This window comes from Pseudomonas sp. Eqa60 (assembly GCF_018326405.1).
GTDB lineage: Bacteria > Pseudomonadota > Gammaproteobacteria > Pseudomonadales > Pseudomonadaceae > Aquipseudomonas > Aquipseudomonas protegens.
In genome coordinates this window covers 920,521-935,203 of record NZ_AP024342.1, presented here as the reverse complement: position 1 = coordinate 935,203, position 14,683 = coordinate 920,521, and the positions used below count along the sequence as shown (strand labels likewise).

Below are 14,683 nucleotides of genomic sequence, written 5' to 3'. Positions count from 1 at the left end.
TCAAACCTTACTTGGAGCTGCACGGAAAGCTAACCGGAATCCCCCGCTGCCCCAGAACTGCCGCGAACTGCAACAGCTAGAGTGCGAAGCCTGCCGCAGGACAGCGCCGCGCTGCTGGCGAAGGCGCAGGAGGAACTGAATGCCCGTGAAAGTTAATTGAGCCTTATCCACACCCCAGTTCAGGAGACTTTATGAAAATCTCACTTACCCAAGTAACGCAAAAAAACTATGAAGCGATTTGTGAACTGGAGGTTACTGAAGAGCAGGAAGACTACGTGGCAAGTAATACCTGGTCGCTCGTTGAGGCTGCGTACAACCCAGGTTACTTCACACGCGCCATAATCGCGGATGGAGAGCCTGTAGGCTTCTTTATGTGGGTGCAAGAGTCAAAATGCAAAGTTTCTATCTGGCGCTTTATGGTGGACAAAGAACATCAGCGAAAATCCATCGGTAGAGTAGCGCTGGGCCTCGCCCTACATGAAATAAAACAGATCGCGGATTTGAAAGAAATTGAAATTTGCTACAACCCCAACAACATTGTAGCTAAAGGGTTCTACTCCAGTTTCGGATTTGTCGAGGTTGGTATGGATGCAGACGGCGAAGATATGCTGGCGAGGATCAGGATTTGAACTGCGCCAAATACAATTCGAGCGTTGCACAACAGTTCTAATTACCTTCAACTCCAACCGCTTATGGCTCAGGAGGGCGCAGAGTCTGTTTCTATTGTGCGAAACGTCCTGGTTGAACCTAACCACTTGTATCGGGAGTTGTGGATGACTTGCTCGATGGTGAGGGGCCTCAACGCTCCGACATCACCACCATCACTTCCGCATCCTCATCCCCTTCCGCCAGGTAGATATGGCCAATGCTGCTGTTGAAGTAGGCAGTCTCCTGCGGGCCGATGCTCACGGCCTCCCCGGTCTCGAACTGAATTCGCACACGCCCCGACAGCACCAGGGCAAATTCCTGCCCGGGGTGGCGGATGTAATCCTCGAACTGCTGCAGCTCGCGGGCAAAGATCCGCGCGTACATGGGGGTCATGCTGCGCCCGGGAAAGTCGCCGGCCATGGGGTGATAGTCGTAATTGCCGGTGCTGTAGCCGGGGGCGTCGGCGATGGTGGTGCTGACCACGGTCGGTTGCACCTGGGCGCCGCCGGTCTGGATCAGGTTCGGCGCGGGGGTGAACAGCCGGGCGATGTCGACGCCCAGGGCGCGGGCTGCTGCGGCGAGTTTTTCGTAGCTGACCGAGACCTGGGCCAGCTCCATTTTCGACAGGGTCGACAGCGCCACGCCGGAGCGTTCCGAGAGCTGTTTGAGGGTCAGCTTCTGGTTTTTGCGAATGGTCCGCAGGCGTGCGCCGACCTGGGTCCGGTCGATCAGTGGATGGGCGTGGGAGCTCGAGGCGGGCTGGGCTCGGTCGGAACTCATTGAGGCTCTCTGTCTGGCAAATAAGGGCAACCGCGACGCTGGCCGGGGCACGTGGCGAAATATTAACCCATGACCCCGGGTTGACTGGAAAATTCTCATATCTTACATTTCTCGTATGTGAGAATTTTGACCCCAGTCATTTCCCAGCGATTCAGGAACCCCGGCATGCACGCGAACCAATGCTTCGACTTCGTCATCATCGGCGCCGGTATTGCCGGTGCTTCCCTGGCCTATCGCCTGGCCGGGCAGGCCAGCGTGCTGGTGCTGGAACGTGAATCGCAGCCGGGCTACCACTCCACCGGGCGCTCGGCGGCGATGTTCATGGAAGCCTACGGCACCCCGCAGATCCAGGCCCTGACCCGCGCCAGCCGGGCTTTCTACCAGCGGCCGCCGCAAGGTTTCTGCGAACACCCGTTGATGGAACCCCGTGGCTGCCTGTACGTGGCCAGCGAGGAACAGCTGGACCAATTGCAGCAAACCTACGATGAAACCCGCGCCCGCTCCGCCAATGTGCGCCTGATCACGGCGGAGCAGGCCCGGGCCCTGGTGCCCTGCCTGCGCCCCGAGGCCGTCGCCGGGGCGATGCTGGAAACCGCCGCCCAGGACCTGGACGTGCACGCGCTGCACCAGGGCTTCCTGCGGGCCATGCGCCGCGCCGGTGGGCTGCTGGAGTGCGACATACAGATCGTCGAGGCCAGCCGCGAAGACCGCCACTGGAACCTCACACTCAGTGATGGCCGTGTACTGCAGGCGCGCAATCTGGTGAACGCTGCCGGCGCCTGGGTCGATGACGTGGCCCAGCTGTGCGGCGTGGCCCCCATCGGCCTGCAACCCTGCCGGCGCAGCGCCTTCACCTTCGATGGCCCACCGGATGAAGACTTCAGCCGCTGGCCGGCGGTGATCGGCATCGACGAAAGCTTCTACTTCAAGCCCGACGCCGGCCAGTTGCTCGGCTCCCCGGCCAATGCCGACCCGGTGCCGCCCCAGGACGTGATGCCCGAAGAGCTGGACATCGCCACCGGCATCTACCACATCGAGAACGTCACCTCCCTGAGCATCCGCCGCCCGCGCCACAGCTGGGCCGGCCTGCGCTCCTTCGTCGCCGACGGCGATCTGGTGGTGGGCTGGGATGACCGTTGCGAAGGCTTTTTCTGGCTCGCCGCCCAGGGCGGCTACGGCATCCAGTCGGCGGCCGGCGTCTCGCAACTGGCCTGCGCCCTGCTGCTGGGGCAACCGGTCCCCGAAGAACTGCTGAGCCAGGGCGTCGATGCCCAGGCCCTGGCCCCCGCTCGCTTGCGTTAACCCACCCAACCCACGAGGCCCTTGCCATGTCCAATGACATCCAGCGTTATCCCAGCCACCTGCCCTACCCCTTTTCCCGGGCGATCCGGGTCGGCGGCTTTCTGTTCCTCTCCGGCCAGGTGCCCATGAGCGCCGAAGGCGAAGTGGTGCACGGCGACATCCGCGTGCAGACCGAAGCCGCCCTGGCGCGCATCGGCGAGACCCTGGCCGAATGCGGTGCCAGCTTCGACCAGGTGGTGAAGAGCACTGTCTGGCTCACCGACATGCAGCACTTCGCCGGCTTCAACGAGGTCTACCAGCGCCACTTCAAGAACGGTTTCCCGGTGCGTTCCACCGTCAGCGCCCAACTGGCGCTGGGGGTCGATGTCGAGATCGAAGTCCAGGCCTGGGTCGGCGAAAACTGAGTCACCCGCCCCAGTCCTCAAGTGCGATGCCCAGGACCACCACGGCCATGAATGCCGGGGTGGTCCACCCCACATAACAAGAACAAATCGAGGCTAATCGTCATGAAAGAAAGTCTGAAGATCGCCGGCGCCTTCGTCGGTGTGATTGTCGGCGCGGGGTTCGCCTCCGGTCGTGAACTGCTGTTGATGTTCGTCGACTTCGGCGCCTGGGGCCTGGCGGGTGCGGTGGTCAGCGCGGCGCTGTTCACCTTCCTCGGCATGGCCCTGGCCAGCATGGGCAGCCGCCTGCGAGCGGCGTCGCACAAAGACGTGGTGCAGGCCCTGTGCGGCAAGCACCTGGGGGCCCTGGTGGACCTGATGATCACCTTCTTCATGTTCGCCGTGACCGTGGTGATGCTGGCCGGCGGCGGTGCCCTGCTGGAACAGCAATTTGGCATTCCCGCCATTGCCGGCAGCGTGCTGGTGACCCTGATCGTGGTCGCCATCGTGTGCCTGGACGTGCACAAGGTCATCGGCATGATCGGCGCGGTGACGCCCTTCCTGATCATCACCGCGGTGGGCGTGGCCCTGTATGGCGCCGCGACCCGCGACCTGAGCTTCGGCGAACTCAATCAACTGGCGGCCAAACAAGAAGCCGGCGCCAGCCACTGGCTGCTGGGCGCCTTGCTCTACGTGTCCTACAACATCGTGGCCGGGGTGCCGATCCTGGCGATCATGGGCGGCGCGGCCAAGGGCGAAAAACAGGCGATGTGGGGCGGCATTTTCGGTGGTGCGCTGCTGGGCCTGCTGATGCTGGTGATGAGCCTGGGCCTGCTGTCACGCCTGGACAGCGTGGCGGACCTGCCGATGCCCATGCTGTCGATTGCCAGCGAAGTCTCTCCGGCCCTGGGGCTGCTGATGGCGCTGATCATCTTCTGCATGATCCTCAACACCGCCGTGGGCACCCTGTACTCCTTTTCTGCGCGGCTGTTTCCAGCGGGCACCCGACAGTTCCGCCTCGGCTCCATCGCCGCCGGCGCCCTGGCGTTTGTCGGTAGCCTGGTGGGTTTTATCAGTTTGGTGGGGCAGGTCTATCCGTTCTTCGGCTACCTGGGGTTCCTACTGATTGCCGCGGTGGTGATCGGCTGGCTGCGACCACGGCGGGTGGTGGTGGCGTAGGCGTCGCTCGATGGGGCAGGCACCCGGGAGTCATCCCAGGTGCCTTGAGTCAAGCCCGGTGCCGTAGGAGCGAGCTTGCTCGCGAAAATCCCAAGAGCGCCGCCTTTCCCAGCGAACGCGTGTTATCGCTAACGTCCATCGCGAGCAAGGTAGCGGCCCGCTCAAGCAAACCGACTGCCCTTGAGCGCCTTCAAAAAGGTATAGGACGCATGGTTCAACGTCTCCCGCGGGGCGGTGATCACGCTCACCGAGCGCACGATGCGCTGGTCTTCCAGGCGCAGGAAACTCAGCTGGTCCCCCGCCGCCGAACGGCTCAGCAGTTCCGGTAGCAAGGTCACGCCCATGCCTTGGGCCACCAGGGCCAGCAGTGAGGTGGTGTTTCTCACGCTGAGGGTCGAGTGGTCGCGGATGTGCCGGAACTCGGCGGCGTTGATCTCGGCGCCCAGGCCGCTGTTGATGAAGTTCTGCCCGTCCAGGTCGCTCCAGCGCAGCGGGCGCGCCAGGCGGTTGAGGGGGTTGTCGCTGGCGCAGACCACGCAGAAGGCGTCGGAGAACAGGAAGTCCTGGTCGATGTTGGGGATGCTCGCCGGTACGGTGCCGATGCCGATGTCCACGTCGCCGCTGAGCACCGCTTGCACCACTCGCTCGGAATCCATGTCGCGGATATCCAGGTGGAACTGCGGGTGCTGTTCATGGAATTGCTTGAGCAGCGGCGGCAGCAGGGTGATGGCGAAGGAAGGCACCGCCGCCACCCGCACCAGGCCGGTCTCGGCCTTGGCGTAGGTCTTGATGGTGCTGATGGTGCGGTCGAAATGCGCCAGTTCGCGCTGGGCTTCCAGCAGCACGAAACGCCCCAGCGGGCTGAGCTGGTTCTTGCGCTCGCCTTCGAACAAGGCGCCGCCCAGTTCCTCTTCCAGTTGCTTGAGCGAGAGCGACACCGCTGCCGGTGTGCGGTGCAGGCGCTGGGCAGCCTGGGTCAGGCTCTGGCTGGTGGCCACCGCGACGAAAAACTGCAAATTGGAGATCTTGATGCTCATGGCGGCGCGTCCTGCTGGCAAAGGCATAGCTTAAATTTTACTTAAACAACCTTAAAATTTATTAGATTTACTTAATACAAGGCCGACTCATAATCCTCCCAGAACCGCACAAAGGCAACGCCCCGCCTGGCGTGCCGCCCTGGAGGATTTCATGAGCGACAACCATCACAACTACATCGCCGGCCAATGGCTCAAGGGCGCCAGCGAGATCGAGAACCGCAACCCGTCCGACACCCGCGACCTGATCGGCCTCTACGCCCAGGCCTCCCGGGCGCAGTTGGACAGTGCCATTGCCGCCGCCAGCGAGGCCCAGCGAATCTGGGCCCGCAGCGGCCTCGAGCAACGCTACAAGGTGCTGATGGCCATCGGTCAGGAGCTGATGCAGCGTTCTGCGGAAATCGGCAGGACCCTGTCCCGGGAAGAAGGCAAGCCCATGGCCGAAGGTGCTGGAGAGGTGTACCGCGCCGGGCAGTTCTTCACCTACTACGCTGCGGAAACCCTGCGCCAGTTGGGCCAGACCGCCGACTCGGTGCGCGACGGCATCGAGATCGATATCCGCCGTGAACCCATCGGCGTGGTGGCGATCATTTCGCCATGGAATTTCCCCATGGCCACCGCCTGCTGGAAGATCGCCCCGGCCCTGGCCTTCGGCAACGCCGTGGTGTGGAAACCGGCCAACCTGACCCCGGCCAGCGCAGTGATTCTCAGCGAGATCATCGCCCGCCAGGACTTGCCCGCGGGCCTGTTCAACCTGGTGATGGGCGCCGGTTCCGAGATCGGCCAGGCGCTGATCGAGCACCCGGGCATCAACGCCATTTCCTTCACCGGCTCGGTGGACGTGGGCAAGGGCATCGCCGCCTCGGCCGCCGCCAACCTGACCAAGGTGCAACTGGAAATGGGCTCGAAAAACGCCCTGGCAGTGATGGACGACGCCGACCTCGACCTGGCGGTGAGCTGCGCGGTGAATGGCGCCTTTGGCGGCACCGGGCAGAAGTGCACCGCCTCCTCGCGGTTGATCGTGCATGAAGGCATCCACGATGCCTTCGTGGAAAAACTGCTGGCGGCAACCCAGGCGCTCAAGGTCGGCCACGCCCTGGAAGCCGGCACCCAGATCGGCCCGGTGGCCAGCGCCGCACAGCTGGAGGCCAACCTGGCGAACCTGCAACTGGGTCAGCAGGAAGGCGCCGAACTGCTCACCGGCGGCCAGCGCCTGGAGCTGGAAAGCCCCGGTTACTACCAGGCACCGGCGCTGTTCATTGGCGGCAGCAATGCCATGCGCATCAACCGCGAAGAGCTGTTCGCGCCCATCGCCTGCGTGATCAAGGCCGGCAGCTACGAAGAGGCCCTGAGCCTGGTCAACGACACCCGCTTCGGCCTCACCGCCGGCATCATGACCCGCTCCCTGGCCCGCGCCAGCCACTTTCGCCGCAATGCCCGGGTCGGCTGCGTGATGGTCAACCTGCCCACCGCCGGCACCGACTACCACGTGCCTTTCGGCGGCCGTGGCGACTCCAGCTACGGCCCGCGCGAGCAGGGGCGCTCGGCGGTGGAGTTCTACACCCACGTCAAGACCGGCTACATCGCCGCGGGGGCGCCACTATGAGCCTGCCCCAGACCTTCGCCAGCCGCGGCCCGCGCATCGATGCCATGCAGTACGACAACTGGTCGGAAAAGATCTTCCAGCAGATGCGCGAAGGCGGCGTCGACGCGGTCCACGTGACCATCGCCTACCACGAGACCTTCCGCGAAATGGTGGCCAATATCGAAGCCTGGAACCGCAGGTTCCAGCGCTACTCGCACCTGATCCTGCACGGCAAGTGGGCCAGCGACATCGCCCTGGCACGGCAGACCGGGCGCACGGCGATCTTCTTCGGTTTCCAGAACCCCTCGCCCATCGAGGACGACATCGGCCTGGTGGAAGTGGTGCACAGCCTCGGCGCACGCTTCATGCAGCTGACCTACAACAACCAGTCGCTGCTGGCCACCGGTTGCTATGAACAGGAAGACCCGGGGCTGACCCGCATGGGCAAGCAGGTGGTACGGGAGATGAACCGGGTCGGCCTGGTGGTGGACATGTCCCACTCCGCCGAACGCTCGACCCTGCAAGCCATCGAGCACTCCGAGCGCCCGATCGCCATCACCCACGCCAACCCGGCGTTCTGGCACGCGGCGCTGCGCAACAAGTCCGACACCGTGCTCAAGGCCCTGGGCCAGAGCGGTGGCATGTTCGGTTTCTCGCTGTACCCGCACCACCTCAAGGACAAGAGCGCCTGCAGCGTGCAGAGCTTCTGCGAAATGATCGCGCGCACCGCCGAGCTGATGGGCGTCGAGCACCTGGGCCTGGGTTCCGACCTGTGCCAGGACCAGCCCAACAGCGTGGTGGACTGGATGCGCGTCGGCCGCTGGACCCTGGATGTCGACTACGGCGAAGGCTCCAAGGCGCAACCGGGCTTCCCCGACCAGCCGGCCTGGTTCCGCGACAACCGCGACTTCCACAACATCGAGGCGGGCCTGCACGGCGTGGGTTTCAGCGCCCAGGAGGTCGCCGCGATCATGGGCGGCAACTGGCTGCGCTTCTTCGAGAACAATTTTGTTCCGGCCAAGGCCCAGGCAGGTGCCGCCGTCCACCCTCACGAGATCGCGGTCTGAGGCCCCCGACTGTTTCCCGATTGTCCTGACGTCCGGCCTGAACAGGGTCATCGCCAAGCACTAACAACAACAAATGCGCCCATAACAATTATTAGCGATCGACAACGCAACACGGAGGCACCATGGAAATTCCAGGCGAAATCAAAGCGGGGATCGACACCCGCTCGCTGCACAGCCGCGCCGCTGGAACCCTCGACTGGTCGATTTTCTGGATCAGCGGAGGTTTCTTCCTGCTGTTCCTGGTCATTGCCCTGATAGACCTGAACACCCTTTCCAGCCTGATCGGCCACGCCTTCACCTGGAGCACCCACTACTTCGGCCTGTACTGGCAGGTGCTGATGCTGGCGACCTTCGGCGCCAGCCTGTACATCGGCTTCACCCGCCTGGGCCGGGTGCGCCTGGGCGGCGTCGGGCACAAGCCCAGCATCAGCACCTTCAACTGGGTATCGATGATCATGTGCGCCCTGCTGGCCGGCGGCGGCGCCTTCTGGGCCGCTGCCGAACCCATGATGCATTTCATCGCCCCACCGCCGTACTTCGGCGCCGTGGCCAAGAGCGACGCCGCCGGCGTGGCCGCGCTCTCCCAGTCGTTCCTGCACTGGGGTTTCATGGCCTGGGCGGTGCTCGGCAGCCTGCTGACCGTGGTCTACATGTACCTGCACCACGAAAAGAACCTGCCGCTGATGCCGCGCACCCTGCTCTATCCGCTGCTGGGCGAGCGAGCCCTGAAGGGCCCGATCGCCGTGTTCGCCGATGCCTCGGCGATCATCGCGGTGGTGGCCGGCACCATCGGCCCGGTGGGCTTTCTCGGCCTGCAGATCGCCTTCGTCCTGCACTCGGTGTGGGGCGTGCCGAACACCATCATGGTCCAGGCCATGGTGATTCTCTCGGTGACGGTGATCTACACCCTGTCCTGTGTGGTGGGCCTGGGCGGCCTGCGCCTGGTGAGCAAGGTCCACGTGTGGCTGATGCTGGGCCTGGCGGCGTTCCTGTTCATCTTCGGCCCCACCCTGTTCCTCAGCGAAACCCTGGCCCAGAGCCTGGCGGTGCACGTCACCAGCTTCTTCCAGACCGCCCTGTACCGCGATGACAACGCCTGGCTCAACAGCTGGACCCTGTTCTACTGGGGCTGGTTCATCGGCTACGCGCCGATGATGGGTATCTACGTGGCCAAGGTCTCCCGCGGGCGCAGCATCCGTGAGGTGATCACCCTGATGTCGGTGGCCGCCCCGCTGATCACCATGCTCTGGTTCACCCTGGTGGGCGGCACCGGGATCGGTATCGAACTGCAATCGCCGGGCCGCGTGATCAGCCACGGCGTGCAACCTGAGGCGCTGCTGCTCGGGGTGGCCCAGTCGATGCCGCTGCCCAACCTGATTTCGGCGCTGTTCCTGTTCCTCAGTTTCTTCTCGGTGGTCACCAGCGCCGGCTCCATGTCCTATACCGTGGCCATGGCCATCAGCAGCAACCACGCCGAATCCCCGGCCTGGCTGCGGGTGTTCTGGGGTGCCGGCATGGGCCTGGTGGGGGCTACCCTGATCACCCTCGGTGAGGGCGGCATCAGTGCCTTGCAGTCGTTCATCGTGATCACTGCGGTGCCGGTGTCGCTGCTGATCCTCCCGGCGGTCTGGGACGCGATCCGCATTGCCCGGCAAATGGCCCGTGAACAGGGGGTGCTCTGAATGAACCTGCGACCACCCGCCAGCGTCATGAAGGCGGCGCGCCTGGGGGCCTTCCACCAATCCCGGCTGTCGTTCATGCGCCAGTTGCTGCGCCGCCTCAAGGCTGAAAACTGGCAGTTCCAGCGCCCGCTATGGACCCTCGACAGCCAGGGCGTGGGCCGTGCGGTGTACACCGCCACCGGCCCGCAGCGCAGCTACAGCCTGGTGGCCTTCGCCCATGACCTGGACCCGGCACTGCGCTCGGACCGGGTCATCGCCACCGCCTGGGATGCCACCTTCGCCCTGTTCGACGGCATCCCCGATGCCGCCGACCTGGACCGCCTGGAGGCCAATGTGCCGAAGCAGGAAGCCGGGCGTATTTCCTCCCGCGAGCTGTGCATGGCCCGGGCCAACCGTTCGGTGCGGCTGTTCGACCATGTGATCGAGGCCCTGGCTGCCGGCCGCCAGCCGCAACGCGAATTCATCGATGAAGTCGGCTACCTGATGCGCACCACCGCGGTCTACGGCAGCGGCAAGTTCGGCGCGGCCGACCGTGAAAGCATCGCCCAGCGGCCGGAGCTGGCGGCACCCTTCCAGGCGGAAATGCTCACCGTATTCCTGATCCGCGCCTTCACCCTGGACCTGGTGGAACACCTGGCCCAGGCCCGGGCGCCCCGGCAGGCGGTGACCCTGGAGCCGCAACTGCGCCGGCGTCTGGGCATCGGCAACTCCACGGGGCTGGGCATGGCGCCGTTCCTGCTGAACCATCCGGTGCTCTTGAACAACTGGGTACAGGCCCGTGAAACCGCCCTGCAACGGGTACGCGCCGTGCGCCAGCCATCGGCTGCGGAGCGCCAGCGGTTCGTCGAATTCCTCACCCGGGCCCAGGCCGGCATCGGCCACTGGCACTCCGAGCACGAACTGCAACACGGCCGCATCCTGCAACTGCAAGGTGACCTGCAGCGCCTGGAGCACCATCTCGCCAGCGGCATCCTGGAGCAGGATTCCCCCTGGGACGAACTCTATCGCTGGGCCGAAGGCGCGCTGTCGCTGGAAGCCCAGGAATGCCTGGTGTCGCTGCTGCTGGAGCCCTACGGCCACCTGGTGGATGAGCTGGGCGCCGGTATGCAGGCCGATGAGCAGGCCAGCTTCAGCGTCGACGGCAGCATGAGCATCGGCCGCCTGCGGCAGATACTCGACGAGCATTATTCCTGGGTCGCGGCCATCGACTTTTCCAGCCAAGCCAGCCGCGCGCTGTTCTGGTACGTCTCCGAGGAAAAACTCGAACCGCGGATCGGCCAGCGCTTTGCCGAGCCCGGGCAAGACCTGGAGCAGCCCCTGGCAGTGGCCCGGGACATCGCCCAGTTGCAAGCCGCCCTGCCCGGCTGGAGCGACGCGCAAAGCGTCGCCAGCTTCCTGCTGCGGCACCCGGAACATCGCCACAGCCTGCGCCGGGTGCAACTGGCGCCAGCGTTCCCCTACGCCGACATCCAGGACAACCTGATCGACCAGGCGCTGCTGCCCATCGACCTGCTGCGCTGCAAGCTGTCGTTCTTCGGCGCCACCCACTTCGACCCGCGCTCGGATCGTTGGGTACGCATCACCCTCTACCAGAACGCGCCCTTCCCCCATGAGCTGGGGCAGATGGCCGCGGACGACTGGTCCTACCCCAACCTCGACAGCCAGGAGCAGCGCCGTGCATGCCTCGTTGAATGAAATCGAAAGCCTGTGCAAGAAAGCCGCCCGCGGTGCCGGGCTGTCCTGGGGCATGGCGGAGGAAGCCGGCAAGGCCGCGCGCTGGCTCTCGGCCCACGGCCTCGACGGGCCCGGCGTGCTGGCCACGCAGCTGCGACAGAATGACGGCTGTGCCTACCAGCAACTGGCCCCAGATGTCAGCGCCGAGCCCTGGCAGGTGCCCGGGCATGCCCTGTGCCCGCTGATTGCCGGGGCGACCCTGAGCGACCACGCCTACCTGCTGCGCAGCAACGGCCGCATCGAGCTCCGGCAGGTGGCGCACCCGCAACTGCTGCTGCCCTTTGCCAGCGTCACCGCGCGCCAGCTCAGCCTGTGGCTGGAGCTGTCCTGGAACGGCTGCTGCCTGAAGTTTTCCCCCTCGGGCGAAGCCTGGCTGGTACGTGCGCAGAACCTCGGCGCCGCCACAGCCGCCCAGGTGCGCTGCGCTTGCACAGATCCTGCCGGCACCCTCGGCAAGCCTCTGGCGGGCAGCATTCCGGACCTGGGCGACAGCCCCCAGCACGACCTCGATCACCTGGCCGCCCGCACCTACGTGCCGGCCTCCGAAGCCTCGCGCCTGCTGGGCGCCGGGGCCGGCCTGAGCGACAACAACTGACCTTTCCACCCTTGAACCAATGGACGAACCAATGGACCTCGACATGACCTCATCCCTCCAGCGAATCGGCACCACCGCGCGCTTCAGCCAGGCCGTGATCCACAACCGGACCGTCTACCTGGCAGGCCAGGTTTCGCAATTGACCGAAGGGGACATCCGCGCCCAGACGCAGGATGTGCTGCAACAGATCGACGCCCTGCTGGCCAGGGCCGGCACCGACAAGGGCCACCTGCTCAGCGCGCAGATCTGGCTCAAGGACATGGCTGACTACCCGGCCATGAACCTGCTCTGGGATGCCTGGCTCGAAGGTGTCCAGGCACCGGTGCGGGCTTGCGTGCAGGCGCCCATGGCCAAGCCGCACTACCGCATCGAAGTGTTGGTGATTGCTGCGCAACCGGCCTGAATCAGCCCAGCCCTGGCCCGGTCTCAGTGGCCACCAGGGCCCGCTCCATGATCAGCGTCAGCTCCTCGCCCTCGTAATGCTCGCGTACCCGGACAAAGCCCAGGCGGGCATAAAAGCCTTCAGCGGTGACCGACGAGGGCACCACCAGCGAGGTCTGGCCCGAATCCAGCGCCGCCTGCTCGACCGCGGCCATCAGTTGCCGCCCCAGGCCCTGGCCGTGGTAGGCCGGGTCGACAAACACCGAACGCACCGCACGCCCGTCGAGGCTGGCGGTGCCCCGCAATTCCCCGTGCACCAGGGCGACAAACATCTGCCGGCGCTGCATCAGTTGGCGCACTGCATCGGGGGTGAAGCTGGCCTGGACCCGCTCGATCACACTGGCGGGGTAGTCCTGGGCATTGCTGGCGAGCAAGGCCGCCAGGATCACCTGGCTGACCTGTGGAGCATCGGCCGGTACGGCCGGACGAACCTGATATTGCATGACCACTCCCTGGTTATCCCGCGGATGACAGTGGCCAAAATACGGCCCGCCCCAGGCCCTGCCAAGCACTTATTGCAACTGGAACACCAGGCAGGGGTTGTCGTTGAGCCGCCCCTCGAACACCGGCAACTGATTCTCCAGGGAGGTGTTATCCAGCAGCCCCCGGTCCTTGCGCGCGATGATCACCCAGGAGTCATGGGGCAGCGAGTCCAAGTGCCCGGGGTCGTCGCCGCTGACGAACAGCGGCTGTTCGTCGTGGTCCAGGTTCATCATGTAGCGCACCGCCCAGGTGTCCTGGCCCAGGTTGAAGAACACCAGCGGCCCGGGGCTGGCCTGGCGCAACTGCTCCACCTGGGAAACGAAGGCCTTAGTGTCGAACTGCAGATCCTTGGCCGGGTCCACCACCGCCACCAGCAGCGTCCATTGCGCCGCCAGGGCCAAGCCGCTGAGCAGCACCAGGCGCCGCCCGAAACTGCCCAGGGTCCTGCGCCAGCCATACAGCGCCAGCAGCTGCAACACGACGAAGATCGCGATCAGCAGCGGCATGGACACCGGCGGCCAGTAACCGTGCTTGTGCCAGCTGTGGCGCAAGACGAACAGCACCAGGATGCACAGCCCCGGCAGCAGCCCCACCAGCCACAGGTAGCCGCTGCGCACCTTGCCCAGCCAGCCCCGGGCCGTGAGCAGGCCGTAGGCCGCCACCGCAGCGAACATCGGCACCATGGGCAGGATGTAATAGGCGCGTTTGAAGTGCGGCACCGACAGGCCCAGCAGGATCATCAGGCCACAGGCCCCCAGCCGAAGTACCAGGCGCAGCTGCGGGTTCACATGGCGCTGCGACCATTGCCGGCGCAATACCCAGAGCGTCGCCAGGGCCAGGGGCACCACCGGGAAGTAGCGGTACAGCGCCAGCTGGAAGTAGAAGTAGAACGGCTCGCCGCTTTCATCCAGGCGCCCGACCACCTGCATGTTGTAGACCTGACGGACGAAATCTTCGCCACCAGCGAGATAGGCCAGTTGCATCAGCAGCCACCAGCAGCCGGCCAGCAACAGGAGGCCACTGACGCCATAGGCGAGCACCCGTTTGATCAGCGTCAGGCGCGCCTCGCGGGTGCGGCTGTCCCCCAGCAGCCAGTAGGTGCAGGCCACCCCGCAGACTTCCACCAGCCCCAGGGGCCCGCGAATGGCAAAGGCCAGCACCAGCAGCGGCAGCACCGCCCACAACCGCAGCCGGGAGCCCAGTTGCTCGCCGCTGTGCAGCAGGTAGAAGGTGCCCAGGCACAGCAGGGAAACCATCTGGTCCAGGCACACCGAGCGGGACTTGTCCAACAGCTGGCTGGTCAGCGCCGTGAGCAGCACCGCGAGCAGTGCCCAGGTGCGCCCCGAAGGCGCCAGCAAGCGATACAGCAGCGCCAGCACCCCGGCCGAGGCCAGCGCGGTGGGCAGGATATTGGCCAGGTGGTTGGGGGCGCCGAAAGCCTGGGCGAACAGGTAGCTGAAGAAGGTCGCGGTGCCCGGGTAGTCCGGGTATGGCTGGCCGTAGGTAGTGGGGAACAGGCTGGCGCCGTGGCGGAACATTTCCTGCAGGAACAGCGCCCAACGGCCGTCGAAACCCTGGGGCTGCTGGTCCCAGATGCCAAAGGTGAACAGCAGCAGGGCCACCAGGTAAATACCCCAGGCCTCACTACTCAAACGCGTTTCTCGAACCATCTTCGCCCCACCAGAAAGCGCCACACCCAAAGCGAGGCATAAGGCTGAACATGTTGCTCGCGCAGCCCCTGAACGGTGCCTGAACAAGGATAAAAAACCC

14 protein-coding genes are annotated in these 14,683 nt (G+C 65.0%); 10 read left to right on the top strand and 4 right to left on the bottom strand.

Annotated elements, in window-relative coordinates; translation table 11 throughout:
• The first annotated feature begins 191 nt into the window (after positions 1-191).
• On the top strand, positions 192-629 hold the full coding sequence (locus KI242_RS04140) for a GNAT family N-acetyltransferase (RefSeq protein ID WP_123473941.1): 438 nt from the start codon (positions 192-194) through the stop codon (positions 627-629).
• 169 nt (positions 630-798) lie between these two features.
• Here KI242_RS04140 and KI242_RS04135 read toward each other — a convergent pair whose 3' ends face one another.
• Positions 799-1,428 (bottom strand): XRE family transcriptional regulator, encoded by a 630-nt coding sequence (locus tag KI242_RS04135; protein WP_011059170.1) that lies wholly within the window; start codon positions 1,426-1,428, stop codon positions 799-801.
• Positions 1,429-1,593: 165 nt separating this feature from the next.
• Here KI242_RS04135 and KI242_RS04130 point away from each other — a divergent pair, with 165 nt between their 5' ends.
• From KI242_RS04130 to KI242_RS04120, 3 genes are all read left to right on the top strand, one after another.
• The gene (locus tag KI242_RS04130) at positions 1,594-2,730 is read left to right on the top strand and encodes an FAD-dependent oxidoreductase (protein ID WP_194237224.1); all 1,137 of its coding nucleotides are present in this window, start codon (positions 1,594-1,596) and stop codon (positions 2,728-2,730) included.
• Between the two features lie 26 nt (positions 2,731-2,756).
• A complete protein-coding gene (locus tag KI242_RS04125) occupies positions 2,757-3,134 on the top strand; it encodes a RidA family protein (RefSeq protein ID WP_015634090.1) in 378 nt (125 codons plus the stop codon).
• 102 nt (positions 3,135-3,236) lie between these two features.
• Positions 3,237-4,292 carry a membrane protein gene (locus KI242_RS04120; RefSeq protein WP_019092824.1) on the top strand — a complete coding sequence of 352 codons (1,056 nt, stop codon included), beginning with the start codon at positions 3,237-3,239 and terminating at the stop codon, positions 4,290-4,292.
• Positions 4,293-4,453: 161 nt separating this feature from the next.
• Here the strand turns inward: KI242_RS04120 and KI242_RS04115 are convergent, their stop codons facing one another.
• On the bottom strand, positions 4,454-5,329 hold the full coding sequence (locus KI242_RS04115; RefSeq protein WP_212805924.1) for a LysR family transcriptional regulator: 876 nt from the start codon (positions 5,327-5,329) through the stop codon (positions 4,454-4,456).
• A gap of 151 nt (positions 5,330-5,480) precedes the next feature.
• Here KI242_RS04115 and KI242_RS04110 point away from each other — a divergent pair, with 151 nt between their 5' ends.
• The 6 genes from KI242_RS04110 (at position 5,481) to KI242_RS04085 (ending at position 12,392) form a co-directional block, all read left to right on the top strand.
• Entirely contained in the window at positions 5,481-6,932 is a 1,452-nt protein-coding gene (locus KI242_RS04110; RefSeq protein ID WP_212805923.1) for an aldehyde dehydrogenase family protein, read from the top strand.
• On the top strand, positions 6,929-7,978 hold the full coding sequence (locus KI242_RS04105; protein WP_053156298.1) for a membrane dipeptidase: 1,050 nt from the start codon (positions 6,929-6,931) through the stop codon (positions 7,976-7,978). Before KI242_RS04110 ends, KI242_RS04105 begins: the two co-directional genes overlap by 4 nt.
• A 122-nt stretch (positions 7,979-8,100) precedes the next feature.
• Positions 8,101-9,660 (top strand): BCCT family transporter, encoded by a 1,560-nt coding sequence (locus tag KI242_RS04100; RefSeq protein ID WP_019092820.1) that lies wholly within the window; start codon positions 8,101-8,103, stop codon positions 9,658-9,660.
• Entirely contained in the window at positions 9,661-11,355 is a 1,695-nt protein-coding gene (locus tag KI242_RS04095; RefSeq protein WP_015634085.1) for a hypothetical protein, read from the top strand.
• A complete protein-coding gene (locus KI242_RS04090; RefSeq protein ID WP_212805922.1) occupies positions 11,336-11,989 on the top strand; it encodes a DUF3726 domain-containing protein in 654 nt (217 codons plus the stop codon). Before KI242_RS04095 ends, KI242_RS04090 begins: the two co-directional genes overlap by 20 nt.
• Positions 11,990-12,032: 43 nt before the next feature.
• Positions 12,033-12,392 (top strand): RidA family protein, encoded by a 360-nt coding sequence (locus KI242_RS04085; RefSeq protein WP_175456899.1) that lies wholly within the window; start codon positions 12,033-12,035, stop codon positions 12,390-12,392.
• 1 nt (position 12,393) lies between these two features.
• On the opposite strand, the gene KI242_RS04080 is transcribed toward KI242_RS04085, so the two are convergent.
• Positions 12,394-12,873 carry a GNAT family N-acetyltransferase gene (locus KI242_RS04080; protein WP_053148985.1) on the bottom strand — a complete coding sequence of 160 codons (480 nt, stop codon included), beginning with the start codon at positions 12,871-12,873 and terminating at the stop codon, positions 12,394-12,396.
• Positions 12,874-12,942: 69 nt separating this feature from the next.
• Positions 12,943-14,583: a glycosyltransferase family 39 protein gene (locus KI242_RS04075; protein WP_212805921.1), complete on the bottom strand. Its 1,641-nt coding sequence runs from the start codon at positions 14,581-14,583 to the stop codon at positions 12,943-12,945.
• Positions 14,584-14,683: the final 100 nt, after the last annotated feature.

What these genes read in the sequence shown, in the direction of transcription:
- KI242_RS04135 (WP_011059170.1), bottom strand. Translation starts at nt 1,428, where the DNA reads ATGAGTTCCGACCGAGCCCAGCCCGCCTCGAGCTCCCACGCCCATCCA.
- KI242_RS04125 (WP_015634090.1), top strand. Translation starts at nt 2,757, where the DNA reads ATGTCCAATGACATCCAGCGTTATCCCAGCCACCTGCCCTACCCCTTT.
- KI242_RS04095 (WP_015634085.1), top strand. Translation starts at nt 9,661, where the DNA reads ATGAACCTGCGACCACCCGCCAGCGTCATGAAGGCGGCGCGCCTGGGG.
- KI242_RS04115 (WP_212805924.1), bottom strand. Translation starts at nt 5,329, where the DNA reads ATGAGCATCAAGATCTCCAATTTGCAGTTTTTCGTCGCGGTGGCCACC.
- KI242_RS04130 (WP_194237224.1), top strand. Translation starts at nt 1,594, where the DNA reads ATGCACGCGAACCAATGCTTCGACTTCGTCATCATCGGCGCCGGTATT.
- KI242_RS04080 (WP_053148985.1), bottom strand. Translation starts at nt 12,873, where the DNA reads ATGCAATATCAGGTTCGTCCGGCCGTACCGGCCGATGCTCCACAGGTC.
- KI242_RS04085 (WP_175456899.1), top strand. Translation starts at nt 12,033, where the DNA reads ATGACCTCATCCCTCCAGCGAATCGGCACCACCGCGCGCTTCAGCCAG.
- KI242_RS04100 (WP_019092820.1), top strand. Translation starts at nt 8,101, where the DNA reads ATGGAAATTCCAGGCGAAATCAAAGCGGGGATCGACACCCGCTCGCTG.
- KI242_RS04120 (WP_019092824.1), top strand. Translation starts at nt 3,237, where the DNA reads ATGAAAGAAAGTCTGAAGATCGCCGGCGCCTTCGTCGGTGTGATTGTC.
- KI242_RS04105 (WP_053156298.1), top strand. Translation starts at nt 6,929, where the DNA reads ATGAGCCTGCCCCAGACCTTCGCCAGCCGCGGCCCGCGCATCGATGCC.
- KI242_RS04140 (WP_123473941.1), top strand. Translation starts at nt 192, where the DNA reads ATGAAAATCTCACTTACCCAAGTAACGCAAAAAAACTATGAAGCGATT.
- KI242_RS04075 (WP_212805921.1), bottom strand. Translation starts at nt 14,583, where the DNA reads ATGGTTCGAGAAACGCGTTTGAGTAGTGAGGCCTGGGGTATTTACCTG.
- KI242_RS04110 (WP_212805923.1), top strand. Translation starts at nt 5,481, where the DNA reads ATGAGCGACAACCATCACAACTACATCGCCGGCCAATGGCTCAAGGGC.